The following is a 25,162-nucleotide window of genomic DNA, read 5'->3' as shown; positions in this document are numbered from 1 at the left end:
AAGTTAGATAATTTGTAATGTGCCCAGACGGTATTTACGCTGGTAAACAAATGAGGTCAGTATCATTGGGATAACAATCGCAATGACCATCGCCATGCCAAATACCTGCCAATAAGTCGGCTGGATGGAGAGGATGCCCGGCAAACCGCCGACGCCAATCCCGTTTGCCAGCACACCGTTCAGGCCGCACAGCAGTCCGGCGAGACCGGAACCGATCATCGCGCACAGCATCGGGAAACGGTATTTCAGGTTGATCCCGTACATTGCCGGTTCAGTGACCCCGAGATACGCGGAGATGGCGGCAGGGACTGAGATTTCACGTTCGTTGTGTTTGCGACTGGAGATAATGATGCCCACCACCGCAGAGGCCTGAGCGATATTCGACAGCGCGATCAGCGGCCATACCGGCGTGCCGCCCATGCTCTGGATCATCTGCATGTCGATGGCAAGCGTAGTCTGATGCACGCCGGTGATCACCAGTGGGGCGTACAGGAAGCCGAACAACGCCGCGCCGATCGGGGCAAAACTGCCGGTCAGCAGATGACGAACCGCAAACGCGACGCCGTCGCCGATCATGCGACCAAACGGACCGATAAAGGCGTGCGCGAGGAACACTGCAAGGATCAGCGAGCACACCGGGACGATCACCAGATACAGATAATCCGGCACGAGGCGTTTCATGCGCGTTTCAATAAACCCGAGCGCCAGACCGGCCAGCAACGCCGGAATAACCTGTGCCTGGTAGCCTACTTTCTCAATGCTGAACAGACCGAAGTTCCATACTTCCGGAACCTGCTGACCGAGCAAATAGGCGTTCATCAGCTGCGGTGAAACCAGGGTAACGCCCAGCACAATACCGAGGATCGGCGTACCGCCCATTTTTTTCACCGCTGACCAGCAAATCCCGACCGGCAGATAGAAGAAGATCGCTTCGCCAATCAGCCACAGGAAGTCGTAAAGGGTTTTCAGCGAAGGATGCATCTGTGCCAGCGTCTGGCCGTTGCTCATCGGCAGATCGCCGATCACGTTACGGAAACCTAAGATCAAGCCGCCGCTAATCAGCGCGGGCAGCAGCGGGAAGAAGATCTCCGCAAAATGAGAAATTAGCTGTTCGTGCCATTTCATATTCTGCCGCGCCGCTTTTTTCGCCTGCTCTTTGTCGGCGCTGGCTTGTCCGGTCGTCGCCAGCAGCGCTTTGTAGTAATCACCTACCTCGGTGCCAATCACCACCTGAAATTGCCCGGCGTTGGTGAAGCAGCCTTTGACCATCGGCAACTGTTCGATCTCTTTCGGCCTGGCGTTCGCAGGCTGATTCAGCACAAAACGCAGGCGAGTAATGCAGTGACTTACCGTGGCGATATTGTCGCGCCCGCCTACCAGCTCAATCAGCCGGTCGATGTCTGCTTGTTTTATTTTGCTCATGATGACGTGTGTTCCCCGTAGGCCGGATAAGACGCGTTAGGTCGCCATCCGGCAACTCTCGCGTTGTTGGCGCCAGAGTATATCGTCGATAAAAATTTAAAAATGGGAACGTTCCCGAAACGCAGCGAAGATCACAAATTAACGCTCAGAAAGCAATCAGGAGAGGCTGGAGGGAATAACGATTTGTCGTGGTTCGCTGCGGCCGTTGATCTGCTCGATCAGCTGTGAGGCCGCTTGTCGCCCGGCTTCGGCGTATCCTGGGTCGACGGTGATAATTTCCGGATGGAGGAATTTCATCAGCGGCGTGCTGCCCACGCTCGCCAACTGCAGGTTCTCAATTCGCTGCTCCTGCAGGTATTTGCTGACCCCAAGGGCGAGGGTGTCCGTCGCGCAGACTAATGCGGTGGTTTCCGGGGTGATGACACTGGCGGCCTGCTCATAGCCCTGCTTCATGGCCAGACCCGGCAGCGCGGCAACCGGATGCAGTTTGTGTTTCTTACAGAATGCCAGATAAGCTTCATGGCGGCGCTTGCCGGTGGTCACATCGCTATGGGGAACGCCAAGAAAACTGATCTGGCGGTGTTCACGATCGTACAGACGCTGCATCAGGGTATGAATAGCGCCTTCGTCGTCATAACAGACGGAGGCAAAGCCTTTGGCATCTCTTGCCAGCAGCACCAGAGAGTCCTGCCAGGAGGTGAGCATGGTTTCCGTTACGCCGGTAAAACCAAACAGCACCACGCCATCAATGTTGCGACGTTTGAGCATTCCCAGATGCTCCTCTACCAGCTCGGGCGAAAACTGGCTTTCCATCATGATCGGGTCGTAACCCTGCTCATAAAAGGCGGGAAGCATGGTTTGCACGGCGAGATTTTCCGAAAGCGAGTCCAGACGCGTAACGATAATCGCCACCACCTTGTCGCTTTGTCCGCGCATGGCGCGCGCGGAGCGGGAAGGGGAAAAACCGTGCTGATTCATCACGGCTTCAACGCGTTCGCGGGTGCGTTCGCTCACGCCGCTTTCGTTGTTAAGGACGCGGGAAACGGTTGATTTTCCCACGCCGCTTAAGCGGGCGATGTCTTTAATTGTCAGCCGGTTTTGCATCCTGTTTTCCCGTGTTGCGTGCGAAGTTATGCCAAATAGAGAATAACTTTACTCACGCGCAGTGCAATGGGCAAAGTCTGGTATACGTTTGGTTTAGTTTCCATGGTTTATCATACCGCCATAATTGTCACAAACCTTATGGTTTTCTGCGTATAATCCGCAGCGCAAATCATTCACTTACCGGAGGCTATATGGATCCCGATCCCACCCCTCTCCCGAAATGGAGAAACAACCTTTTCCGGTAAGCCTGTCTTTCACTGTCTTACCGGAACTGTAAGACAGTGACGTTCTGACGCCCCTGTTACGATTTTGAGATTGCCATCAGGCAAGGCTTTGCCACGCCTGAAGGATTTACTGCGCCTGTTGATACTGGTGCAGGGGGACTGCCTATGTTCAAAAATATGACTCGCCAGCTGTTTGCACGGCTGAACCGCCATTTACCGCATCGTCTGGTGCATCGCGATCCGCTACCCAATGCGCAGACCGTCGCCAGCACGCCGATCCCGCCTTCACTGAGCGAACATTGCCTGAAAATGGCGCTGATGGACGAAGAGGCGCTGTGGAAAACGTTCGGCGCGCACCCGGAAGGGTTGAACGCCGCAGAAGTGGAGAGCGCCCGCGAAAAGCATGGCGAAAACCAATTGCCGACGCAAAAGCCGTCGCCATGGTGGGTACATCTGTGGGTCTGCTACCGCAACCCGTTTAATATTCTGCTGACCATCCTCGGTGCGATTTCCTATGCCACCGAGGATCTGTTTGCCGCGGGCGTCATCGCGCTGATGGTCGCTATCTCCACGTTGCTGAATTTTGTGCAGGAGGCGCGTTCCACCAAAGCGGCGGATGCGTTGAAAGCAATGGTCAGCAACACCGCTACGGTGCTGCGCGTCATCAACGAGAAAGGAGAGAACGGCTGGGTTGAGCTGCCAATCGACCAGTTGGTTCCTGGCGATATTATCAAACTGGCGGCAGGGGATATGATCCCAGCCGATCTGCGCGTGGTGCAGGCGCGAGACCTGTTTGTGGCTCAGGCTTCACTGACCGGCGAATCGCTGCCGGTGGAGAAAGTCGCGACCAGCCGCGACCCGCAGCAAAGCAACCCGCTGGAATGCGATACCCTGTGCTTTATGGGTACTAACGTGGTGAGCGGCACGGCGCAGGCCATCGTGATTGCGACCGGAGCTAATACCTGGTTCGGGCAATTGGCGGGCCGCGTCAGTGAGCAGGAAAGCGAGCAGAATGCCTTCCAGAAAGGGATCAGCCGCGTCAGTATGCTGCTGATCCGCTTTATGCTGGTGATGGCGCCGATTGTGCTGATCATCAACGGTTATACCAAAGGTGACTGGTGGGAAGCGGCGCTGTTTGCGCTGTCTGTGGCGGTGGGACTGACCCCGGAAATGCTACCGATGATCGTCACCTCAACGCTGGCGCGTGGGGCGGTGAAGCTGTCAAAACAAAAGGTCATCGTCAAACACCTCGACGCCATCCAGAACTTTGGCGCGATGGATATTCTGTGTACCGATAAAACCGGTACGCTGACGCAAGATAAAATTGTGCTGGAGAATCATACCGATATCTCCGGCAAGCCCAGCGAACATGTCCTGTATTCCGCGTGGCTGAACAGTCATTACCAGACCGGGCTGAAAAACCTGTTGGATACTGCGGTTCTCGAAGGTGTGGATGAAGAATCTGCCCGCCGGCTCTCTACCCGCTGGCAAAAAATCGATGAGATCCCGTTTGATTTCGAACGCCGCCGCATGTCGGTGGTGGTCGCTGAAGAAACCGATGTGCATCAACTGGTATGTAAAGGGGCGTTGCAGGAGATACTCAGTGTCTGTACCCAGGTGCGGCATAACGGTGAGATTGTCCCGTTAGATGACAACATGCTGCGTCGGGTGAAACGCGTTACCGATACGCTGAACCGCCAGGGGCTGCGCGTGGTGGCGGTGGCAACCAAATACCTGCCCGCGCGTGAAGGGGACTATCAACGTATTGATGAGTCAGACTTGATCCTCGAAGGCTATATCGCGTTCCTCGATCCGCCGAAAGAAACGACCGCCCCGGCGCTCAAAGCGCTGAAGGCCAGCGGTATTACGGTGAAAATTCTCACCGGCGATAGTGAGTTGGTGGCGGCGAAAGTGTGTCATGAAGTGGGGCTGGATGCGGGCGATGTGGTTATCGGCAGCAGTATTGAAGGGTTAAGCGACGATGAGCTGGCAAAACTGGCTCAGCGCACCACGCTGTTTGCCCGCCTGACGCCAATGCACAAAGAGCGCATTGTGACCCTGCTCAAGCGTGAAGGTCACGTAGTAGGCTTTATGGGCGATGGTATCAACGACGCCCCGGCGCTGCGCGCGGCGGACATTGGTATCTCCGTTGATGGTGCGGTTGATATTGCGCGTGAAGCGGCGGATATCATCCTGTTGGAAAAGAGCCTGATGGTGCTGGAAGAAGGGGTGATCGAAGGACGCCGTACTTTTTCTAACATGCTGAAGTACATTAAAATGACGGCCAGTTCTAACTTCGGTAACGTATTTAGCGTGCTGGTGGCGAGCGCATTTCTGCCGTTCCTGCCGATGTTGCCGCTGCACTTACTGATTCAGAACCTGCTGTACGATGTATCCCAGGTGGCGATTCCGTTTGATAACGTTGACGAAGAGCAGATCAAAAAGCCGCAGCGCTGGAATCCCGCCGAGTTGGGCCGCTTTATGATCTTCTTTGGACCGATCAGTTCGATCTTCGACATTCTGACATTTTGCCTGATGTGGTTCGTTTTCCATGCCAATACGCCAGAACATCAGACGTTGTTCCAGTCGGGCTGGTTCGTGGTCGGTCTGCTGTCGCAAACGCTGATTGTGCATATGATCCGTACCCGTCGCGTGCCGTTCATCCAGAGCCGCGCCGCATGGCCGCTGATGCTGATGACGCTGGTCGTGATGGTGGTGGGTATTGCGTTACCGTTCTCGCCGCTGGCCAGTTACCTGCAATTGCAGGCGCTGCCGCTGAGCTACTTCCCGTGGCTGATTGCGATTCTGGCAGGCTACATGACATTGACCCAATTAGTGAAAGGGTTTTATAGCCGCCGCTACGGCTGGCAGTAACCGCTACACATCTCAACAGGATGGTGTTAACACCATCCTGCATTTCTCTTTTTCATTCGAAAGATATTCCCCCGAAATATTAGTGTTTTATTTTTATTGAAATGCTAACGCGGGTAATTAGTATAAAACCGCGTCCTTTGCGTTGCTTTTTTATCAGGAAAACGATCTGCGTTGCAAAAATGAAACAGCGTGCTAAAAATTATAGAGCTTGGTTTTTTTTTTGTGAAGGCAGTCATCGAAATAAATTGTTACACCAGTTAGTCTGCATCGGTAACGTCGTTAAGAAAGTTTCTCGCTGCCCATTTTTAATCCCGGCAGTCATTTGCTCTGCAAGCTATTCCTGTTAATGGATATTATGAACTTCTGGAGAAGGACAAATGAAACTGACAAAAAACCTGATAAGTCTGTGTATTGGTGCTTCGATATTACTGGCCAGCCATTCAACATTGGCACAAACCTTCCGCGCCGCAGATGTGCATCCGGCTGATTACCCGAACGTGGTAGCAGTGAAACATATGGGGGAAAAACTTAGCGCCGCCACCGAAGGTCGTCTGGAGATTAAAACCTTTCCCGGTGGTGTGTTAGGCGACGAAAAACAGATGATTGAGCAGGCACAATTAGGCGCTATCGATATTATTCGTGTCTCAATGACGCCAGTCGCCGCTATTCTCCCTGAAATTAACGTGTTTACCCTGCCATATATTTTCCGTGATGAAGACCATCTGCATAAGGTTCTCGACGGCATGATTGGTCAGGAGATTGGCGACCGCCTGACGGCCAACGCCAAATCGCGGCTGGTGTTCCTCGGCTGGATGGATGCCGGAACGCGCAACTTGATCACCAAAAATCCGGTGGTGAAACCGGAAGATTTACACGGTATGAAAATCCGTGTTCAAGGGAGTCCGATAGCGCTGGATACCCTGAAGGCGATGGGCGCTAACTCCGTTGTCATGGGCGTCAGTGAAGTATTTAGCGGCATGCAGACCGGGGTTATTGATGGAACGGAAAATAACCCACCGACGTTTGTTGCACACAACTATTTACCGGTCGTTAAAAACTACACCTGGAGCAAACATTTTATTATTCCTGAATTATTTCTTTTCTCGAAAGCGAAATGGGATAAGTTGAAAAAAGAAGATCAGGAGCTCATTATTAAACTCGCCAAAGAAGCACAGGTTGAACAGCGTAAACTGTGGCAAGTCTATAATGAGAAATCGCTGGAAACGATGAAAGCCAACGGCGTTCAGTTCCACGATATTGATACAGATTATTTCTATAAAGCCACTCAGTCAGTAAGGGATAATTACGGTAAAGAACACCAGGATTTGATCAAGCGTATTCAGGATGTGCAGTAGTTCATCGGGCGGATGATATCCGCCTGAATCATTTGATTAATTCGAGGTGATGATTATGGGTGAATGCTATTCATCGGTAATGGATTTTCTTTATCGGGTCTCAATGTGGATTGCCGGTGTGGCATTATTGGTGATGGTTGCCATTATCCCGATTGGGATATTCGCACGTTATGTCCTGAACAATGCCCTGTCATGGCCTGAACCCGTTGCTATTCTCTGCATGGTGACATTCACCTTTATTGGTGCTGCGGTGAGTTATCGCGCAGGCTCACATATCGCAGTGAGTATGGTCACTGACCGCCTGGGCGAAAGCGCCCGTCGTTGCTGCTTTATTGTCGCGGATATCATGCTGGCGGCAATAAGCCTGTTTATCCTCTGGTATGGAACCAATCTCTGTCTTGAGCTGTGGGAGCAGTCCGTTGCGGAATTCCCGCTTTTAAGCGCTGGGCAAAACTATCTTCCGCTGCCGATTGGCTCTGCTATCACGCTGCTCTTTATTGTTGAGAAGATCTGCCGTGGCCCGCAGTACCAGCGTCCCGTTGTCATGCTGGGTTCGACCAGCTAATTACCGCCCCCATTTCATTAAGGAAAGCAGATGGATGCATTTATTCTCGTCTTTACGCTTGGCATCATGCTGGCGATTGGGGTACCGGTAGCGTACGCGGTAGGGATTAGCGCCATCATTGGCGCCTGGTACATTGATATCCCACTGGAAGCGGTGATGATCCAACTGACCAGCGGCGTGAACAAGTTCTCTCTGCTGGCGATCCCGTTCTTTATTCTGGCCGGTGCAATCATGGCCGAAGGCGGAATTGCGCGTCGGTTAGTGAATTTTGCCTACATTTTTGTTGGTTTTATTCGCGGAGGTTTGTCACTGGTCAACATTGTGGCATCAACCTTTTTTGGCGCGATCTCAGGATCATCCGTGGCAGACACCGCGTCCATCGGTTCGGTGATGATCCCGGAGATGGATAAAAAAGGCTATCCTCGCGACTTTGCCGCGGCGGTGACCGCCAGCGGTTCGGTACAGGCAATCCTTACGCCGCCCAGCCACAACTCGGTCATTTATTCGCTGGCAACTGGCGGTACGGTATCTATTGCCGCGCTGTTTATCGCCGGGATCCTGCCGGGTCTGCTGTTAAGTTTCAGTCTGATGGTAATGTGTGTCGCGTTTGCGCACAAACGCGGTTACCCAAAAGGGGAACGCGTGCCGTTTCGCCAGGCGCTGAAGATTTTCGTCGATACCTTGTGGGGATTGATGACGGTGGTGATCATCATGGGGGGGATCCTGTCAGGTATCTTTACCGCGACGGAATCAGCGGCAATTGCCTGTCTGTGGGCCTTCTTTGTCACCATGTTTATCTATCGTGACTATAAATGGTCTGAACTGCCGAAACTGATGTTCCGCACGGTGAAAACGGTCACGATCGTCATGATCCTGATAGGCTTTGCCGCTGCGTTCGGCGCCGTCATGACTTATATGCAGTTGCCGATGCGTATCACTGAAGCCTTCACCAGTATTTCGGACAACAAATACGTCATTCTGATGTGCATTAACATCATGCTGTTGCTGATCGGTACGCTGATGGATATGGCGCCGCTGATCCTGATTTTGACGCCGGTTCTGCTGCCGGTGACCAACGCGCTCGGCATTGATCCGGTCCATTTTGGCATGATTATGCTGGTGAACTTAGGGATCGGCCTGATTACGCCGCCGGTAGGGTCGGTGCTGTTTGTTGCCAGTGCGGTGAGTAAGCAGAAAATAGAGCAGGTGGTAAAGGCGATGCTGCCGTTCTACCTCGTGCTGTTCCTGGTGCTGATGCTCGTGACGTACATTCCGGCGATTTCACTGTTCCTGCCGAAACTGTTTGGTGTGCTGTGATACATGCCCGGTGGCGCTCGCGCTTACCGGGCCTGTAAATTACGCTTGCGTAGGCCGGATAAGGCGAAGCCGCCATCCGGCACAAGGAGACTTAGCGACGAACGGCGATCGCTTCAATCTCGATTTTCACGTCTTTCGGCAGACGAGCAACTTCTACGCAAGAACGCGCCGGGAAGGTCGCGTTGTGTTCGGTGAAGAATGCTTCGTAGGTGGCGTTGACGGTAGCGAAATCGTTCAGGTCTTTAACGAAGACGGTCGTTTTTACGATATCGCCCACTTTCAGGCCTGCGGCTTCAACGATAGCTTTTACGTTTTCCAGCGACTGACGTGCCTGAGCGGATACGTCTTCCGCTACGGCACCGGTTTTCGGATCGACCGGAATCTGACCGGAAGTGATTACCATGCTACCCAGGTCAACGCCCTGAACGTATGGGCCGATTGCTGCTGGTGCATTTTCCGTCGCGATAGTCTTGCTCATGATTTCTCCTGAATTACAGCGGTAATAGAATGTTCCCGCTCATTATAGGGAGCCGGGATCTCATAACCAACCCCAATTAGTTGGCCAGCACCACATAATGCGAAAACTCTTTTTCACAGTATTTGCATTTGAGTGCGATGTCATCAGCGCGTTTTTTCACTGCAAAACTGGAAGAAACCGGCTCAGCATGACTGATGCAGTTGCTGTTCGGGCAAACCAGCACGTTATCGATACGCTCAGGCAGGCTCGGACGTGATTTACCCACCACGTCGTAATCGTCAATGCGGTTTACCGTTGCCTGCGGGGCGTACAGGGAGAGCTGGTTTACCTGCTCGTCGGTCAGGAACGTGTTTTCGATTTTAATCAGATCCTTACGGCCCATCTCGCCAGACGGCAGGTTCAGACCGATGGTGATACGTTGGTCGGTTTCCGTCAGTTTGAACAGCGTCAGCAGCTTAAAACCAACCTGTGCGGGAATGTGGTCAATCACGGTGCCACGTTTGATGGCTTCAACCTGCAGTTTGTTATCGTGTGTCATCTCTTTTTCTCCCTTACAGTGCCAGTTCGCTATTCAGTACCAGTGCCAGTAACGCCTGGCGGGCGAAGATGCCGTTGCCAGCCTGCTGGAAATACCAGGCGTGCGGCGTCTTATCGACGTCGGTGGTGATTTCATCGATGCGCGGCAGCGGATGCAGCACCTTCATGTTTGCTCTGGCACCGTTCAAATCGCTGGCGCGCAGGACAAACTGTGCTTTCACGTTGGCGTATTCGGACGGGTCCAGACGCTCTTTTTGTACGCGGGTCATGTAGAGGATATCGACCTCCGCCATCACCTCTTCGATAGTGCCGTGCAGGCTCCAGGCGATACCTTTTTCGTTCAACATATCCAGAATGTATTGCGGCATGGCCAGTGCGTCCGGGGCGATGAAGTAGAAACGGTTACCTTCGAACTTCGCCAGCGCCTGGGTCAGGGAGTGGACGGTACGGCCATATTTCAGGTCACCCACCATGGCGATGTGCAGATTGTCCAGGCGACCCTGCGTTTCCTGAATGGTAAACAGGTCCAGCAGCGTTTGGGTGGGATGTTGGTTGGAGCCGTCGCCGGCGTTCAGTACCGGAACGTTACCGGAGAACTCTGTAGCCAGACGTGCGGCGCCTTCCTGCGGATGACGCATGACGATGGCGTCGACATAGGTACTGATGACGGAAATGGTGTCGGCCAGCGTTTCGCCTTTTTTGCCAAGCGACGTGTTGCTGCTGTCAGAGAAACCTACCACGCTGGCGCCCAGGCGGTGCATGGAGGTTTCGAAGGATAAACGGGTGCGGGTTGACGCCTCAAAGAAGCAGCTGGCGATGACCTTATGCTTTAACAGCTCCGGCTGCGGGTTGGCTTTTAATTTCGCCGCCGTCGCGAGGACCAGATTGAGGTCATCGCGGCTGAGGTCGTTTATGGAAATGATGTGTTTTTGATAGAGCGGGTTAGCCATGTTTATCTCCTGACGCCTGGGCAAAAAAAAAGCCCCTCAATTGAGGGGCTCGGAATGGATGATCAACGGAAAGAAAAACGGCAGGCCAGCGTCCTTTTTCAGACGCGGTAAGACAAAATGTCGTACACACTGAACCATACATCCTCCCGGCAAATTGTCCGCGATTATACTCAGCTCCGTTATGGGATCAAGCGGAAAATGCACAATTTATTCACCGCAAACGGTTCTTATGAATTTTAATTCATTTTAAATAGATAGTTAATCTGCTTGTGCACCAGCCCCGTTCGCTGCACAACTCGCGGCGCAACCCAGACAATACTGCTGCCAGCGATGACACCCAGAATCTCTGGTAACGCGTGGTAATCGAGGATTCTGGCAACGGCACGGCCATAACCTGCCGCCGTGTGGATGAGGATAAATTCGCTATTGTGCTCCACGCTGACCACCATTTCAGCAATCGATCGGGCAGCATCAGGAGCGGGGCGCGACTGCGGATTTACAGAATAAATTTTTTGCCCTTTTGTATTTCTTATTTTTATAGCCCCGAGCAGTTTCAGCAGACGGGATACCGTTGACTGGCTAATTCCGGTAAAACCATGGTGTTGGAGATCGCGGCGAAGCGCTTCCTGGGACAGGTAGCTTTTTTCGCTAATCAGGCGCTGACAAATCGCCAATTGTTTCTGCTCTTTGGTCGAGTAATCATCGAATTCCTTCATAAATACACCCTAAGTTTATCATTTGTATCAATGTGATGGCGAAATTCACCACATTTGCTATATCAATAACGGCTCAAACGGGCGGTTGTGCAGAAAAACGAGAGCACGCTCAAAAAAGCCGTCGGGATCCGACGGCCAAAACGGCTACAGCATCGCGCCGATACTCAGGACGACCATGTTCAGCACCGTCAGAATCAGCAGCAGCGGGGCGACCCATTTCAGGTAGCGCACATAAGGAACGCGAGCGATGGCCAACCCGCCCATCACGACGGCTGAAGTGGGGGTGATCAGATTCACAATGCCGGAAGCGGATTGGTACGCGGTGACGACCAGATCCCTTTGCACATGGGCGAAGTCGGCCAGCGGGGCCATAATGGGCATCGTCAGCACCGCCAGACCAGACGAGGAAGGGACCAGGAAGGAGAGCAATACTTCCAGCCAGTAGGTCACATTGATGAAAATGGTGGTGGAAAGACCGGAGACTAAATTTTCGGCGCTGTGCAAAATGGTGTGGGTAATCATGCCGTTGTCCATCACCACCACGATACCGCGCGCAATGCCGATAATCAGCGCCACGCCGAGCAGATCCCGCGCACCGTCAATGAAGGTACTGGTGAAGGCTTCTTCACTCATGCGGGCGATCACACCGACGATAATCGCGGAAGCCAGAAAGACTGCGGATATTTCTGCCATCCACCATCCGAGTACCGCGACGCCATAAATCATTACCGCAAAGGCGGCAGCGAATATCAGCAGGATCCACTTACGCGTGGCCGTGAATTCAAGATTGGCATTGCCGCGATTGCCGAGAAAATGCGCGCGGTTTTCCTCCATTTTATCCGCCACAATCGACAACTCCGGGTGATTGCGGACTTTGCGCGCATAACGCATGACCCACACCACGCAGATAACATAGCCGATGACCAGCAGCAGAATGCGCATCAGCATTCCCTGGGTGAAGGGGATCCCGGCGGCGTTTGCGGCGATAACCGTCGCGAAAGGGTTGATTGTCGAACCGAGCGTGCCGATGCCTGCGCCGAGTAGCACGGTCGCAGCAGCAACCAGTGGATCAAAGCGCGCGGCCATCATGACCGGAACTAATAAGGTGTAGAAAGGGAGTGATTCTTCCGCCATGCCGTAAATCGTGCCTCCGGCGGCGAAAAGCCCCATCAGGATGGGGATCATCCACTCTTCTTTGCCGTTCAGCCTGACCGTCACGCGTTCGATGCCTGCGTCGATGGCGCCCGTTTTGTTTACCACGCCGAGAAAACCACCGATGATCAGGACAAACAGCGCGACATCAATTGCACCTGCGGTGTAGGTTTCGTGGTTATAAAGCCCGTCAATCGGTGCCAGCAGAACAGCGGTTATGCCTTGTGGATGCGCCTCTGTCGGGGCATAAGTACCGGCAACCGGCACTTCTTTGCCGAGAGTAGCATTCATCGCCATCTGGTATTTCCCTGCCGGGACAATCCAGGTCATAACGGCGACGAGCGCAATGAGAATAAACAGGATGGTATACGCGCTGGGAAATTTGAATTTGCCCATGATGTTCTCCGGATAGCTTGGGCATATGCCGCCAGGCGACAGATGCCCGCTGGGGTTAGTCGCCGAGTGTCGCTACCATGACCGCTTTGATGGTATGCATCCGGTTTTCCGCTTCGTCGAAGACGATGGAATGCGCTGACTCGAATACCTCTTCCGTGACTTCAAGCCCTTTCAGGCCATAAGCCGCTTCAATTTCACGGCCCACTTTGGTGTGTTCGTTATGGAAGGCAGGCAGGCAGTGCATAAATTTCACGTTAGGATTGCCGGTCGCATTGATGACCTGCTGGTTAATCTGGTAGGGCGTCATCAGGCTGACGCGTTCTGCCCAGGCTTCTTTTGGTTCGCCCATCGAAACCCAGACATCGGTGTAGAGGAAATCGACGTCGTATACCCCTTCTGCAACATCGTCCGTGAGCGTAATGCGTGCGCCCGTTACGCTGGCGATTTCGCGGCATTCGGCAACCAGCGCCTCGTCCGGCCAGAAGGATTTCGGTGCGACCAGACGAATATCCATCCCCATTTTCGCCGCGCCGACCATCAGCGAATTACCCATGTTGTTGCGGGCGTCACCGAGGTAAGCGAAACTCAGTTCGGGTAAGGTTTTACCCGGAGCGTGTTCCAGCATGGTCATCAGATCCGCGAGGATCTGCGTAGGATGGAATTCATTCGTCAGCCCGTTCCAGACCGGGACGCCAGCAAATTTACCTAACTCTTCAACGATCTCCTGGCCGTAGCCGCGGTATTCGATGCCGTCATACATGCGACCCAACACGCGGGCGGTATCTTTCATCGACTCTTTATGACCGATCTGCGAGCCACTTGGGCCGAGGTAGGTCACCTGTGCGCCCTGATCGAAAGCACCGACTTCAAACGCGCAGCGGGTGCGAGTGGAGGTTTTTTCGAAGATCAGTGCGATGTTTTTACCGACCAGCGTTTGCCTTTCGCGCCCGGCTTTTTTTGCCGTTTTTAACTCGATAGCCAGATCGATCAGGTACTGGATTTCCGCCGGGGTGTAGTCCAGCAGTTTGAGAAAATTGCGATTTTTCAGGTTAACAGTCATGAAAATGTCCTTATGTAGGCCGGATAAGGCGGCGCAACCGCCATCCGGCAAAAAAAGCCCTAAGCGTGAGCGTCGGTGGTTTCGGGACGAATTAGCGTGCCTTTGTCGCCGGCGAGAATGGCCGAACCGTCGGCCAGTGAACCGATGCCAGCAATCCCACGACAGTGAGAGACGAATTCCGCGCAGGCGGTGACTTTGGGGCCCATTGAACCGGCGTCGAATTGCATTTCACCGAGCAGTTCCGGGGTGACCTGGGCCAGCGGGCGCTGGGTAGGTTTGCCCCAGTCGAGGTACACGGCGTCAGCATCGGTGAGGATCAGCAACGCATCGGCATGGAGTTGGCGGGCGAGCAGGGCGGCGGAGAGATCCTTGTCGATCACCGCTTCAATACCGTGGAAGCCATCGGCTTTTTCCACCACCGGTACGCCGCCTCCGCCGTTGCAAATCACCAGATGATCGCGGGCGATCAATGTGCGAATAGCGTCACTTTCAACGATACGTTTGGGTTGTGGAGAGGGCACAACGCGACGGAACGCTTTGCCATCGGCTTTGAAAATCCAGCCCTTTTCCGCGTGAAGCGTTTTAGCCTGAGCGTCGTCGTAAATCGGTCCGATATATTTGGTCGGATTGCTGAAGGCTGGATCGTGGGCATCGACTTCAACCTGAGTCAGCAGGACGCTAATTTCACGTTGTGGCAGCTGGTTTTTCAGCGCTTGTTGCAGCATATAGCCAATCATCCCCTGACTTTCCGCGCCGAGAATGTCGAGCGGATAAGGGGTGACGTGGTCATAAGCGCTGTTTTGTAACGCCAAAAGTCCAACCTGCGGGCCATTGCCGTGCACCAGAATCACGCGCCATTGCTGCGTAAGCTGAGCGATAGTTTTTGCCGCCAGCTCAATATTCTTGCGCTGGATGTCAGCTTCCAGCGGTTCACCGCGTTTGAGCAGCGCATTGCCGCCCAACGCCACAACCAGAGTAGGTTTGTTTTCCATAACGTCTCCTTAAATACCGTCGCGTTCCAGTGGGCAGCTCATGCAGCGCGCGCCGCCGCGTCCGCGTCCCAGTTCGTCACCAGGAATGGGTAAAACGGTGATACCGGCTTTGTCGTATTTTTCGTTGGTCCAGATGTTGCGCTCGTAACCCACCACCACGCCGGGGCGCAGCGTCAGGACGTTGTTGGCGTCGTTCCACTGTTCGCGTTCAGCTTCGAAGGCGTCGCCCCCGGTGGTGATCAGCGTGATTTGGTCGAGGCCCAGCGCTTTTTCGAGGGCGTGTACCAGCGTACTTTCCTGGGTGCGTTTCAGGCCGCCGCGCCCGTCTGGCGTCAGGGTCCAGCACTGGACATCCGGGCGTACCACTTCCGGGTAGACGGAGAAGGTATCGATATCAATGTGGGTCATGACGGTATCGAGGTGCATACAGGAACGATGTTTCGGCAGTTCAACCGCGATGACACGTTCAGCCTGGCGATGCTTAAACAGCGACTGGGCAAGGAACTCAATGCCCTGCGGCGTGGTGCGTTCCGACATACCGATGAGTACCGCGCCGCGACCAATCACCAGCACATCGCCACCTTCTAATGTGGCGTGGTCGTAATTAATATTTTCATCGCCGAAGTATTTAATAAATTCACCATCGGCAAATTGTGGATGCCAACGGTAAATTGCTCGCAGGTTATTGGTTTCCCGCTGGCGTGCGGTTTTTGCCATCGGGTTAATGGATACGCCGTTATATATCCAGCAGGAGGTGTCGCGAGTAAATAAGTGGTTTGGCAATGGCTTCATAATAAAGTCATTAATATCGTGAGTATCGACCACCATATTTTTGATGGAAGCAGGAATTTCCCCGTAGGTTAGCCCGCCGCTTAAATGCCGGGCGAGCTCCCGGTGCTGCATATCTGCAAGCCATGCGCGAATATCGGTAGCGAAAGCGGGGCCAAGGCGATAATCAGAGATTTGTGTCTCCAGCAACCAGTCTTTGGCATCTTGGACATCTAAGGTTTGTGTCAATAAATCAGTGAGTAACAGAACCTCAATCCCTTGCTGACGTAACGTGTTGGCGAAAATGTCATGTTCTTCTCCTGCACGTTCTACCGAAAGAACATCATCAAAAAGCAGTTCCTGGCAATTTGATGGCGTCAGCCTTTTTAAGCTGAGATTAGGGCGATGTAGCATTACGCTACGTAATTGACCGATTTCAGACCCGACATAATGCTTTTCCATCATTATTCCTTTAATACTATTTTAAAAAATAAAGAGGATGTGCCTGCAAATAATATTTATTGCAGTCATGACTTTTCAGCTGATTTCGGAATCTATATTTAGATCTTATTTGATGAGGAAACGTGATTTATTTCACAGTCAGGTCGATATTTGACTTTTGATGTTTAATTTATGATATGGCTCGGAGAATTAATAAAATAAAAACATGAATAATTGAATTACTACGCGGGAATATGTCTTGTTATTTATCGGTGTTAATTTTATGTACACTTTTAGTGTGCTACAATATAAGTAATGCATTGATTTATTTGTGCTTTTTTCTGTGTTGTGAATTATTATGCGAATATATGATTTTATTATTTGCGCGGTAAAGTTTATTTCAAAATAAATATGACGATGAAGAAGGATAGCGAAGGAGAGGTGAACTGTGATCGATAGCTTGTTTTTCTAATAAAACTTTTAATAACAGTATGTTACTGATCAGGTTGAAAAAGGGTAGCCGAAAGTTATGCAAAGTTTATGCATAACCTGTTGCTGAGAGTTAGCAATTATTTAACACCATCAGCGATAAACATGCGTTGACGCAAAATATCGGCAAATAGCAGTAGTATGGCAGGCCGTTTTTTCGTATAACAACTAAAATGAAACGATGTTTTAATTAAGGGGTTTGAGATGATTGTTGGCAATATTCACAACCTGGATGCCTGGCTGCCGGAAGAGCTGCGTCAGGCAATTGAACACATTAAAGCGTATGTGACGGATGCGACGGAAAAAGGTAAGCATGACATCGATGGCGATCGTCTGTTTTATCTGATTGCCGAAGATATGACGGAGCCGTTTGCCCAGCGTCGCGCCGAGTATCACGCCCGTTATCTGGATATCCAGATCCTGCTCAAAGGTCAGGAAGGCATGACTTTTAGCACGCAGCCTGCGGGCGCACCGGAAACCGACTGGCTGGCGGATAAAGACATCGCCTTTTTGCCGGAAGGGGCTGAAGAGAAAACGGTGGTGCTTAACGAGGGGGACTTCGTGGTGTTCTATCCGGGCGAAGTGCATAAACCGCTGTGCGCGGTCGGCGCTCCGGCGCTGGTACGTAAAGCCGTGGTGAAAATGCTGGTGGCATAAGTGTATTTGCCGGAGGCGGCTTCGCCTTGCCCGGCCTACGGGAGCGCGGTTGTAGGCCGGATAAGATGCTTAGCATCGCCATCCGGCATTCTTTTCATCCATGCCCTCACTTCGCCAGCGTCGCCACCATCACCGCTTTTATAGTGTGCATCCGGTTCTCCGCTTGATCAAACACGATGCTGGCGGGGGATTCAAAGACCTCATCGGTCACTTCCATCCCGCCGTGCAAACCATACTCTTGTGCCATTTGTTTACCCAGCGCGGTCTGATCGTCATGAAACGCTGGCAGGCAGTGTAGGAATTTCACCTGCGGATTACCGGTCAACGCCATCATCGCGCTATTAACCTGATATTTACGCAGCAGCGCAATACGTTCGGCCCACTTCTCTTTCGCTTCGCCCATCGATACCCAGACGTCGGTATAGATAAAGTCCGCACCTTTCACGCCCGCGGCGACATCTTCGGTCAGCGTAATATTGCCGCCGTTTTTCTGCGCTTGCGCTTTGCACTCCGCAACCAGGCTTTCCTCTGGCCAGCAGGCCTGCGGCGCAACCAGGCGCAGATCCAGCCCGGTTAACGCGGCGGCTTCCAGCATGGAGTTACCCATATTGTTACGTGCATCGCCTGCATAAACCAGCGTCATTTCATTGAACACTTTACCCGGCAGGTGTTCCTGCATTGTGAGCAAATCTGCCAGCAACTGGGTGGGGTGAAACTCGTTAGTTAATCCGTTCCATACCGGAACCCCGGCGTATTCCGCCAGCGTCTCGACAATTTCCTGGCCGTGGCCCCGATACTGAATACCGTCGTACATACGACCGAGCACGCGGGCGGTGTCTTTGATCGACTCTTTATGACCAATCTGGCTGCCGCTTGGCCCGAGATACGTGACGCGCGCGCCCTGATCGTATGCGGCAACTTCGAAAGAGCAACGGGTGCGGGTTGAGTCTTTTTCGAAGATGAGCGCGATGTTTTTACCGGTGAGTTGAGCGACCTCTGTGCCGTTTTTTTTATCCGCCTTCAACTGCGCGGCGAGCTGGAGCAGTGACGTGAGTTCAGCAGAGGTGAAATCGAGCAATTTCAAAAAGTGCTTTTGATAAAACGTAGACATGGTTCCCTCACATGGCTTAAGCCATTTATTGAATTAAAATTCAATTTATATGGATGTTTATTCATTTGCAACCTTGTTTAACAAATCTTTCCTGGAAAGGTGGAGGCAATGTCAGCGGTATGTGACAATAAGAGTATCGGCAGGACATTATGAGGAACGAGCTATGGCAAACCCGGAACTACTGGAAGAACAGCGTGAAGAAACGCGCTTGATTATTGAAGAGTTACTCGAAGATGGTAGCGATCCAGACGCGCTGTACACCATCGAACATCACCTTTCCGCGGATGACTTTGAAACCCTGGAAAAAGCGGCAGTAGAAGCCTTCAAACTGGGTTATGAAGTGACCGAGCCTGAAGAGCTGGAAGTGGAAGAAGGCGACACGGTTATTTGCTGTGACATTCTCAGCGAATGCGCCCTGAATGCCGAACTGATCGACGCTCAGGTTGAACAGCTGATGAATCTGGCTGAAAAATTTGAAGTGGAATACGACGGGTGGGGTACCTATTTCGAAGACCCTAACGGCGAAGAAGGTGAAGACGGCGACGATGAAGACTTCGTCGACGAAGATGATGACGGCGTGCGTCACTAAGTCATCTGCTGACCTACGGTGGCATCTGCTGCCGTAGGCCAAGGACAACGTATGGATTACCTGCAAATACTCTCCCCGATCCACAGCTTCCTGCACTGTAAAACGCCCCAGGCCTGGCTTGATAAAGCGCGAGACCCGGCGAATCTCCCTCTGTTACTGACCGATCACCTTGTCTGCGAACTGAAAGCGGCGCAAACGGCTATGCTGCTGGTGCGTAAATATGTCGCCGATAAACAGGGAGCGCAGGCGCTGCTGGACTGGCTGAAACCCTATGAGGCGTATGCTTTCAGAGAAGGGGATGAACCGGACTTTATCGCGCTGAATAAACAGATTAGCAAAAGCGTAATGCCGCAAACCGACGATCCGTGGGGGCGCAAGCTTATCGACAGCATGGTGTTGCTGATCAAAGAAGAACTTCACCACTTCTGGCAGGTGCGTGAGGCGATGATGAGTCGCAACATTCCCTATATTAAGATTACCGCCAGCCGTTACGCCAAAGGCATGCTCAAAGAGGTGCGCACCCACGAGCCGCTGACATTAATCGATAAACTGATTTGCGGGGCTTACATTGAGGCGCGTTCCTGTGAACGGTTCGCCGCGCTGGCACCGTATCTGGATGACGATCTGCAGGCATTTTATCTGTCACTGCTGCGTTCTGAGGCGCGGCACTATCAGGATTATCTGGCGTTGGCGCAGCAGGTTTCTGCTGACGATATCAGTAGCCGGGTGCGGTTCTTTGGCGAAGTAGAAGCCGCGCTGATTACTTCTCCCGACGATGAATTCCGTTTTCACAGCGGCGTGCCCGCTTAGCCTCCCTCTCTGACGCGCGGCAGACATTGCCGTGCGGTTTAACCCCCCTGTCCCCGTTAGCAAAATCTGGTGGCTGGCAATCGCTCGCTGCTGCCGTAATAATCAAAATACACGAAGGGGAAATATATCCCCGCAATAGCAACTGTTTGGCATAAGGATGGTTAATGAACTGGACACACGTATTGTTGGCGGGTTATATCGGGGCGGTGATTGCTATCGTCGTGGGAATGTTTCGCAAAAAAGGCTGGCTGGGCAAGCTCTCCGGCGTGGTGGTCTTTGTGGTGGCGATTATCGCGTGGAATCTGTTTGATGTGCACTACCTGATCCCACGCGAAAGCCCGGATTATGGTCTGACTGATGCGCAGAAATTTGAAAACGCGATGCTGTCCATGCCCGTTTATCAGGTGCTTAAGGAGCAGGAGCCAGCGCTGTGGCAGAACATCCTCACCCAGGCAACGCAGCTGAAAGAGGCGGGGAAAAGCGAGCAACAGATTATCGACGCTATTCAGCCGCAGATCCTGCAGGTACAGATGGCACGTTTGCAGCAGGCGCCTGATGCCAACGTGATCGAGTATATGAAGATTAATCTCGAACAGATTGCCGCGGTGGCAAAAGTGGGCAATGACGAATGTTTTCGCTTTTTGTTCCCGGCGGTGAAAGGCGGGATTAACCCGGTGCGTATTATTCCGCGCGAGCTCATGAACCGTCGTATGGCCAGCGATATGAGTATGATGCACGCGGCCTATGGCCCGAACAAACATACGGTTACGGCGGAAGAAAAACAGTTGGCGCTTCAGGATCTGCAATCCATCAGTCCGGGGCTGGTACAGCGCTTTGGACCGGATATCCAAATCATGGCCGATCCGAGTAAAGGCGTGGGCAAAGAGAAAGTCGTCTGTGAAATGGTGCAAGATTTATGGTCACAGGTGCTGAAACTGCCAACCGCGCGCGCGGCCGGCGTTATTCGACTAATGCTCTCAGCCGAGATGCAGTAACGCGGCTAAAGCCTCTCGGCGTAAGGTCAGAGGGGCTTTAACATCCGCACTTCACAATCTACGTGCCCGGTACAGCCCAGCGCTTCGCTGATGTGCTCAAAGCCTAAATGCTCATACAAGCGGATTGCCTCAGTCAGAAACGCCGTGGTTTCCAGATAGCACTGCTTAAAACCTTGCTCACGGGCATGTTCAAGCGCCATCAGCGCCAGTTTTTTCGCCAGCCCCTGACCGCGCGCGCTCGACAGGAAGTACATCTTTTGCAGCTCGCAAATGTCTGGTTCACTACATCCTAACGGTGCCACGCCACCGCCGCCCACGACTTCACCGTTTTGCTCAACCACCCAGTAGGCCGCGCCCGGCTGGCTGTAAACCTGGAACAATTCATCCAGATTAGGGTCGGCAACGGTGTAGCCTTTATCGGCGGTCAGGCCGTATTCAGCGGAAACTTTGCGGATAACGCGGGCAATTGCGGCGTTATCATCGGCAGAAATTCGGCGCAGCGTTGCCGCGACGGAGGTAATGGCACTCATAGCGAACTCATGACATAAAAGTGAGACATATGCAGTTAATACCACTGCGGTGAGGGGAAGCGCAAGCGAGGATAATTCAATAAAAAGCCTCTGAGCATATGCGTCAGAGGCTTTTATTGTCTGTGGTGTCGGATGCGCTACGCTTATCCGACCTACGTTGACGGTGCCTGTAGGCCGGATAAGCGCAAGCGCCATCCGGCAAACGGCTTTACAGCGCGGCGATGACCGCCTGCTGCTCAATCAGCTTCGCTTTCGCTTCCGCATAGCCGTCCAGCTTCTCACGTTCTTTGGCGATCACCGCTTCCGGGGCGCGAGCAACGAAACCTTCGTTGGAGAGCTTGCCTTCGATACGGGCAATCTCACCTTCGATTTTCGCCACTTCTTTCGCCAGACGCGCCAGTTCATCTTCTTTGTTGATGAGGCCCGCCATCGGGATCAGCAGCTCGGCGCCGTCGATGATTTTGGTTACGGAAACCGGACCTTTATCATCGGCTGGCAGCACGGTGATGCTTTCCAGACGCGCCAGGTTCAGCAGGAAGCTCTTGTTGTCGTTTACACGACGCATCGCATCCGCGCTGCAACCACGCAGCAACAGCTCCAGCGGTTTGCCTGGGGCAATGTTCATTTCCGCGCGGATATTACGTACGGCAACGATCGCCTGCTTCAGCCATTCGGTATCGGCCAGCGCCGCTTCGTCTACCTGCGCCGCGTTATATTCCGGGAACGGCTGCAGCATGATGGTATCTGCGGTGTTGCCACAAATCACTTTCACGCGCTGCCAGATGGTTTCGGTGATGAACGGAATGATCGGATGCGCCAGGCGCAGCAGACCTTCCAGCACGGTCACCAGCGTATTGCGGGTGCCGCGCAGTTCAGCATCAGTTCCTCCGGTCATCACCGGCTTGGTCAGCTCCAGATACCAGTCGCAGAACTGGTTCCAGGTGAACTCGTACAGGATGCCCGCGGCGATATCGAAGCGGAAGTTATCCAGCGCTTCGCGGTACGCTTTGATGGTCTGATTGAATTCAGCGAGGATCCAGCGGTCTGCCAGAGACAGGGTCATTTCGCCGCCGTTGAAGCCGCAGTCCTGATCTTCGGTGTTCATCAGCACAAAGCGGCTCGCGTTCCACAGCTTGTTACAGAAGTTACGATAACCTTCCAGACGCTTCATATCCCAGTTGATGTCGCGACCGGTAGAAGCCAGCGCCGCCAGGGTGAAACGCAGGGCGTCGGTACCGTGCGGTTCGATGCCGTTCGGGAACTGCTTCTCGGTACGTTTGGCAATCTTCTCAGCCAACTGCGGTTGCATCATGTTGCCGGTACGTTTTTCCAGCAGCTCCGGCAGCGAGATACCGTCGACCATATCCAGCGGGTCAATCACGTTGCCCTTGGATTTGGACATCTTCTGGCCTTCGTCGTCACGGATCAGACCGGTCATGTAGACGGTATGGAACGGAACCTGCGGCTTGCCGTTTTCATCTTTGATGAAGTGCATGGTCATCATGATCATGCGGGCAATCCAGAAGAAGATGATATCGAAGCCGGAAACCATCACGCTGGTTGGGTGGAACTGACGCAGCGCATCGGTGTTTTCCGGCCAGCCGAGGGTAGAGAAGGTCCACAGCGCGGAGGAGAACCAGGTATCCAGAACGTCTTCGTCCTGACGAAGCTGAACGTCAGCGCCGAGGTTGTTTTCCTGACGCACTTCGTCTTCGGTACGGCCAACGTAGACGTTGCCCGCTTCGTCGTACCATGCCGGGATACGGTGACCCCACCACAGTTGACGGGAAATACACCAGTCCTGAATATCGCGCATCCAGGAGAAGTACATGTTTTCGTACTGTTTCGGTACGAACTGAATGTCGCCGTTTTCAACCGCTTCAACCGCCGGTTTTGCCAGCACGTCGGCACGGACGTACCACTGGTCGGTCAGCATTGGCTCGATAACCACGCCGCCACGGTCGCCGTAAGGCACGGTCAGGTCGTGCGGTTTAATTTCTTCCAGCAGGCCGAGCGCATCAACGGCGGCAACCACCGCTTTACGCGCGGCAAAGCGTTCCAGCTTCTGGAACTCAGCCGGGATTTCATTGGAGTAGACGTCGGACTCTTCGCCTTTGGTATCGTACACTTCCGCGGTTTCGCGGATGTCGCCGTCAAAGGTCAGAATGTTGATCATCGGCAGGCCGTGACGTTTCCCGACTTCATAGTCGTTAAAGTCGTGCGCCGGGGTGATCTTCACGCAGCCGGTGCCTTTTTCCATATCGGCGTGTTCATCACCGACAATCGGAATACGGCGGTTGACCAGCGGCAGCACCACGAATTTGCCAATCAGGTCTTTATAACGCGGATCTTCCGGGTTGACCGCCACGCCGGTATCGCCCAACAGGGTTTCCGGACGAGTGGTCGCCACCACCAGGTAATCTTTACCGTCTGCGGTTTTCGCGCCGTCGGCCAGCGGATAACGGATGTGCCACATGGAGCCTTTAGACTCGCGGTTTTCCACTTCCAGGTCAGAGATGGCGGTGCGCAGTTTCGGGTCCCAGTTTACCAGGCGCTTGCCACGGTAAATCAGGTCTTCTTTATACAGGCGAACGAAGACTTCTTTCACGGCATTGGAAAGACCTTCGTCCATGGTGAAGCGCTCGCGCTCCCAGTCAACGGAGTTGCCGAGACGGCGCATCTGACGGGTAATGGTGCCGCCGGATTCCGCTTTCCACTGCCAGATTTTGTCGATAAACGCTTCGCGACCGTAGTCGTGACGGGTTTTACCTTCTTCAGCGGCAATCTTACGCTCAACCACCATTTGGGTGGCGATACCCGCGTGGTCGGTTCCCGCCTGCCACAGGGTGTTTTTACCCTGCATGCGCTGGTAGCGAATCATGGTATCCATGATGGTTTGCTGGAAAGCATGACCCATATGCAAACTGCCGGTGACGTTCGGCGGCGGGATCATGATGCAGAAGGACTCTTTGCTTTCATCGCCGTTAGGTTTGAAATAGCCCTGCTTTTCCCAGTGCTCGTAAAGCGGCTGTTCGATATCTTGTGGGTTGTATGTCTTTTCCATTATTTCCAGGTTGCCGTATTCAGGTTAAAACCAGCCACGCGGTAAGCTTTGTAGCGATCGCGTGCCGATTGTTTCAAAGAATCTTCGTAAGGAACGAAGTCTATCACTTCTGTGAAAGCGGTGGCAAAATCTGCAAAGCCAACGCGCAAACTGATGAGCAGGTCGCGCGGGCTGCTGTTGCGTTTTTCCGGCCAGGCAATCTCTACCGGGGCGCCGCCTCTGGGGCCTTCACCCGCCAGATTATGTGGAACAAAGCTTTCTGCTGGTCTTGCCCACAGGGCTTCATCCAGTCGAAGAGCCTGCTTTTCGTTTTCACAGGCGATCAGCACGCGCTTGCCAGCCCGCCAACGTTCTGCGGCAATTTCACACACCAGTTGTTCAACGGCGCTTAAGCCATCTTGTTGCGTGTCATTGTCCAGAAGATAGAACGTTGCGTTTCTCATATATGGGGCTTCTTGTGATGAATTTAAATGCAGAGCCCGGCGAGCCGGGCCTGCAATTTATTGCCGTATGTAGGCCGGATAAGGCGTTTACGCCGCCATCCGGCGATTGTGCGTCAACGCCTG

26 protein-coding genes are annotated in these 25,162 nt (G+C 53.2%); 10 read left to right on the top strand and 16 right to left on the bottom strand.

All coding sequences use genetic code 11. The features are described from left to right. Positions 1–3: 3 nt before the first annotated feature. Positions 4–1,422 carry a PTS trehalose transporter subunit IIBC gene (gene treB, locus I6L54_RS22280; protein ID WP_040230354.1) on the bottom strand — a complete coding sequence of 473 codons (1,419 nt, stop codon included), beginning with the start codon at positions 1,420–1,422 and terminating at the stop codon, positions 4–6. A gap of 156 nt (positions 1,423–1,578) precedes the next feature. Then, positions 1,579–2,526: a trehalose operon repressor TreR gene (gene treR, locus I6L54_RS22275; RefSeq protein WP_005134192.1), complete on the bottom strand. Its 948-nt coding sequence runs from the start codon at positions 2,524–2,526 to the stop codon at positions 1,579–1,581. Between the two features lie 191 nt (positions 2,527–2,717). Here treR and mgtL point away from each other — a divergent pair, with 191 nt between their 5' ends. The 5 genes from mgtL (at position 2,718) to I6L54_RS22250 (ending at position 8,861) form a co-directional block, all read left to right on the top strand. Further along, positions 2,718–2,771, top strand: coding sequence for a mgtA regulatory leader peptide MgtL (mgtL, locus tag I6L54_RS24650; RefSeq protein WP_223237025.1), 54 nt, complete (start codon positions 2,718–2,720; stop codon positions 2,769–2,771). A gap of 144 nt (positions 2,772–2,915) precedes the next feature. Beyond that, the gene (gene mgtA / locus I6L54_RS22265) at positions 2,916–5,624 is read left to right on the top strand and encodes a magnesium-translocating P-type ATPase (protein WP_040230351.1); all 2,709 of its coding nucleotides are present in this window, start codon (positions 2,916–2,918) and stop codon (positions 5,622–5,624) included. Between the two features lie 377 nt (positions 5,625–6,001). Then, complete coding sequence (locus tag I6L54_RS22260; protein WP_040230348.1) at positions 6,002–6,979, top strand: TRAP transporter substrate-binding protein; 978 nt, start codon at positions 6,002–6,004, stop codon at positions 6,977–6,979. 55 nt (positions 6,980–7,034) lie between these two features. Then, positions 7,035–7,544 carry a TRAP transporter small permease gene (locus I6L54_RS22255; protein WP_040230347.1) on the top strand — a complete coding sequence of 170 codons (510 nt, stop codon included), beginning with the start codon at positions 7,035–7,037 and terminating at the stop codon, positions 7,542–7,544. Positions 7,545–7,574: 30 nt separating this feature from the next. After that, a complete protein-coding gene (locus I6L54_RS22250; protein WP_005134186.1) occupies positions 7,575–8,861 on the top strand; it encodes a TRAP transporter large permease in 1,287 nt (428 codons plus the stop codon). Positions 8,862–8,952: 91 nt separating this feature from the next. Here I6L54_RS22250 and ridA read toward each other — a convergent pair whose 3' ends face one another. The 4 genes from ridA to pyrL form a co-directional block, all read right to left on the bottom strand. Continuing rightward, complete coding sequence (gene ridA / locus I6L54_RS22245; protein WP_000047544.1) at positions 8,953–9,339, bottom strand: 2-iminobutanoate/2-iminopropanoate deaminase; 387 nt, start codon at positions 9,337–9,339, stop codon at positions 8,953–8,955. Positions 9,340–9,415: 76 nt separating this feature from the next. After that, positions 9,416–9,877 (bottom strand): aspartate carbamoyltransferase regulatory subunit, encoded by a 462-nt coding sequence (gene pyrI / locus I6L54_RS22240; RefSeq protein ID WP_003025816.1) that lies wholly within the window; start codon positions 9,875–9,877, stop codon positions 9,416–9,418. A gap of 13 nt (positions 9,878–9,890) precedes the next feature. Next, the gene (pyrB, locus tag I6L54_RS22235) at positions 9,891–10,826 is read right to left on the bottom strand and encodes an aspartate carbamoyltransferase (RefSeq protein ID WP_003025818.1); all 936 of its coding nucleotides are present in this window, start codon (positions 10,824–10,826) and stop codon (positions 9,891–9,893) included. Between the two features lie 36 nt (positions 10,827–10,862). Next, entirely contained in the window at positions 10,863–10,964 is a 102-nt protein-coding gene (pyrL, locus tag I6L54_RS22225; RefSeq protein ID WP_016155570.1) for a pyr operon leader peptide, read from the bottom strand. Between pyrL and I6L54_RS22220 the strand changes: the two genes are divergently transcribed. Next, positions 10,944–11,066 (top strand): hypothetical protein, encoded by a 123-nt coding sequence (locus I6L54_RS22220; RefSeq protein WP_085951582.1) that lies wholly within the window; start codon positions 10,944–10,946, stop codon positions 11,064–11,066. The genes pyrL and I6L54_RS22220 overlap by 21 nt on opposite strands. On the opposite strand, the gene I6L54_RS22215 is transcribed toward I6L54_RS22220, so the two are convergent. The 5 genes from I6L54_RS22215 to arcA form a co-directional block, all read right to left on the bottom strand. Beyond that, on the bottom strand, positions 11,063–11,542 hold the full coding sequence (locus I6L54_RS22215; protein ID WP_003839609.1) for an arginine repressor: 480 nt from the start codon (positions 11,540–11,542) through the stop codon (positions 11,063–11,065). The genes I6L54_RS22220 and I6L54_RS22215 overlap by 4 nt on opposite strands. 144 nt (positions 11,543–11,686) lie before the next feature. After that, positions 11,687–13,090, bottom strand: coding sequence for a YfcC family protein (locus I6L54_RS22210; RefSeq protein ID WP_005134184.1), 1,404 nt, complete (start codon positions 13,088–13,090; stop codon positions 11,687–11,689). A gap of 55 nt (positions 13,091–13,145) precedes the next feature. Continuing rightward, the gene (argF, locus tag I6L54_RS22205) at positions 13,146–14,150 is read right to left on the bottom strand and encodes an ornithine carbamoyltransferase (RefSeq protein ID WP_005134183.1); all 1,005 of its coding nucleotides are present in this window, start codon (positions 14,148–14,150) and stop codon (positions 13,146–13,148) included. A 59-nt stretch (positions 14,151–14,209) separates the two neighbouring features. Then, a complete protein-coding gene (gene arcC / locus I6L54_RS22200; RefSeq protein WP_040230342.1) occupies positions 14,210–15,142 on the bottom strand; it encodes a carbamate kinase in 933 nt (310 codons plus the stop codon). A 9-nt stretch (positions 15,143–15,151) separates the two neighbouring features. Then, positions 15,152–16,372 (bottom strand): arginine deiminase, encoded by a 1,221-nt coding sequence (gene arcA / locus I6L54_RS22195; protein ID WP_003025834.1) that lies wholly within the window; start codon positions 16,370–16,372, stop codon positions 15,152–15,154. Between the two features lie 672 nt (positions 16,373–17,044). Between arcA and I6L54_RS22190 the strand changes: the two genes are divergently transcribed. Beyond that, positions 17,045–17,497 (top strand): YhcH/YjgK/YiaL family protein, encoded by a 453-nt coding sequence (locus I6L54_RS22190; RefSeq protein ID WP_040230339.1) that lies wholly within the window; start codon positions 17,045–17,047, stop codon positions 17,495–17,497. A gap of 106 nt (positions 17,498–17,603) precedes the next feature. Here the strand turns inward: I6L54_RS22190 and argF (I6L54_RS22185) are convergent, their stop codons facing one another. Together argF (I6L54_RS22185) and argL are read right to left on the bottom strand one after the other, a co-directional pair. Then, positions 17,604–18,608 (bottom strand): ornithine carbamoyltransferase, encoded by a 1,005-nt coding sequence (gene argF, locus I6L54_RS22185; RefSeq protein WP_040230337.1) that lies wholly within the window; start codon positions 18,606–18,608, stop codon positions 17,604–17,606. Then, a complete protein-coding gene (argL, locus tag I6L54_RS24645) occupies positions 18,578–18,673 on the bottom strand; it encodes a putative translational regulatory protein ArgL (protein WP_371414859.1) in 96 nt (31 codons plus the stop codon). Before argL ends, argF (I6L54_RS22185) begins: the two co-directional genes overlap by 31 nt. 98 nt (positions 18,674–18,771) lie before the next feature. Between argL and rraB the strand changes: the two genes are divergently transcribed. The 3 genes from rraB to I6L54_RS22170 all read left to right on the top strand — a co-directional run bounded on the left by rraB (position 18,772) and on the right by I6L54_RS22170 (position 21,002). Then, complete coding sequence (gene rraB, locus I6L54_RS22180; RefSeq protein WP_005134179.1) at positions 18,772–19,197, top strand: ribonuclease E inhibitor RraB; 426 nt, start codon at positions 18,772–18,774, stop codon at positions 19,195–19,197. Between the two features lie 51 nt (positions 19,198–19,248). Continuing rightward, on the top strand, positions 19,249–20,007 hold the full coding sequence (gene miaE, locus I6L54_RS22175; protein ID WP_040230336.1) for a tRNA isopentenyl-2-thiomethyl-A-37 hydroxylase MiaE: 759 nt from the start codon (positions 19,249–19,251) through the stop codon (positions 20,005–20,007). Between the two features lie 164 nt (positions 20,008–20,171). After that, positions 20,172–21,002 carry a hypothetical protein gene (locus tag I6L54_RS22170; RefSeq protein WP_040230335.1) on the top strand — a complete coding sequence of 277 codons (831 nt, stop codon included), beginning with the start codon at positions 20,172–20,174 and terminating at the stop codon, positions 21,000–21,002. 26 nt (positions 21,003–21,028) lie between these two features. On the opposite strand, the gene I6L54_RS22165 is transcribed toward I6L54_RS22170, so the two are convergent. From I6L54_RS22165 to holC, 3 genes are all read right to left on the bottom strand, one after another. Further along, positions 21,029–21,532: a GNAT family N-acetyltransferase gene (locus tag I6L54_RS22165; protein ID WP_003025856.1), complete on the bottom strand. Its 504-nt coding sequence runs from the start codon at positions 21,530–21,532 to the stop codon at positions 21,029–21,031. Positions 21,533–21,740: 208 nt separating this feature from the next. After that, a complete protein-coding gene (locus tag I6L54_RS22160; RefSeq protein WP_040230331.1) occupies positions 21,741–24,596 on the bottom strand; it encodes a valine--tRNA ligase in 2,856 nt (951 codons plus the stop codon). Next, positions 24,596–25,039, bottom strand: a complete 444-nt coding sequence (gene holC, locus I6L54_RS22155) for a DNA polymerase III subunit chi (protein WP_005134173.1) — start codon at positions 25,037–25,039, stop codon at positions 24,596–24,598. Before holC ends, I6L54_RS22160 begins: the two co-directional genes overlap by 1 nt. Positions 25,040–25,162 lie beyond the last annotated feature (123 nt).

This window comes from Citrobacter pasteurii (genome assembly GCF_019047765.1).
GTDB lineage: Bacteria > Pseudomonadota > Gammaproteobacteria > Enterobacterales > Enterobacteriaceae > Citrobacter > Citrobacter pasteurii.
Note: the sequence above shows the minus strand (reverse complement) of the source record. Positions and strands in the feature narration are given on the sequence as shown.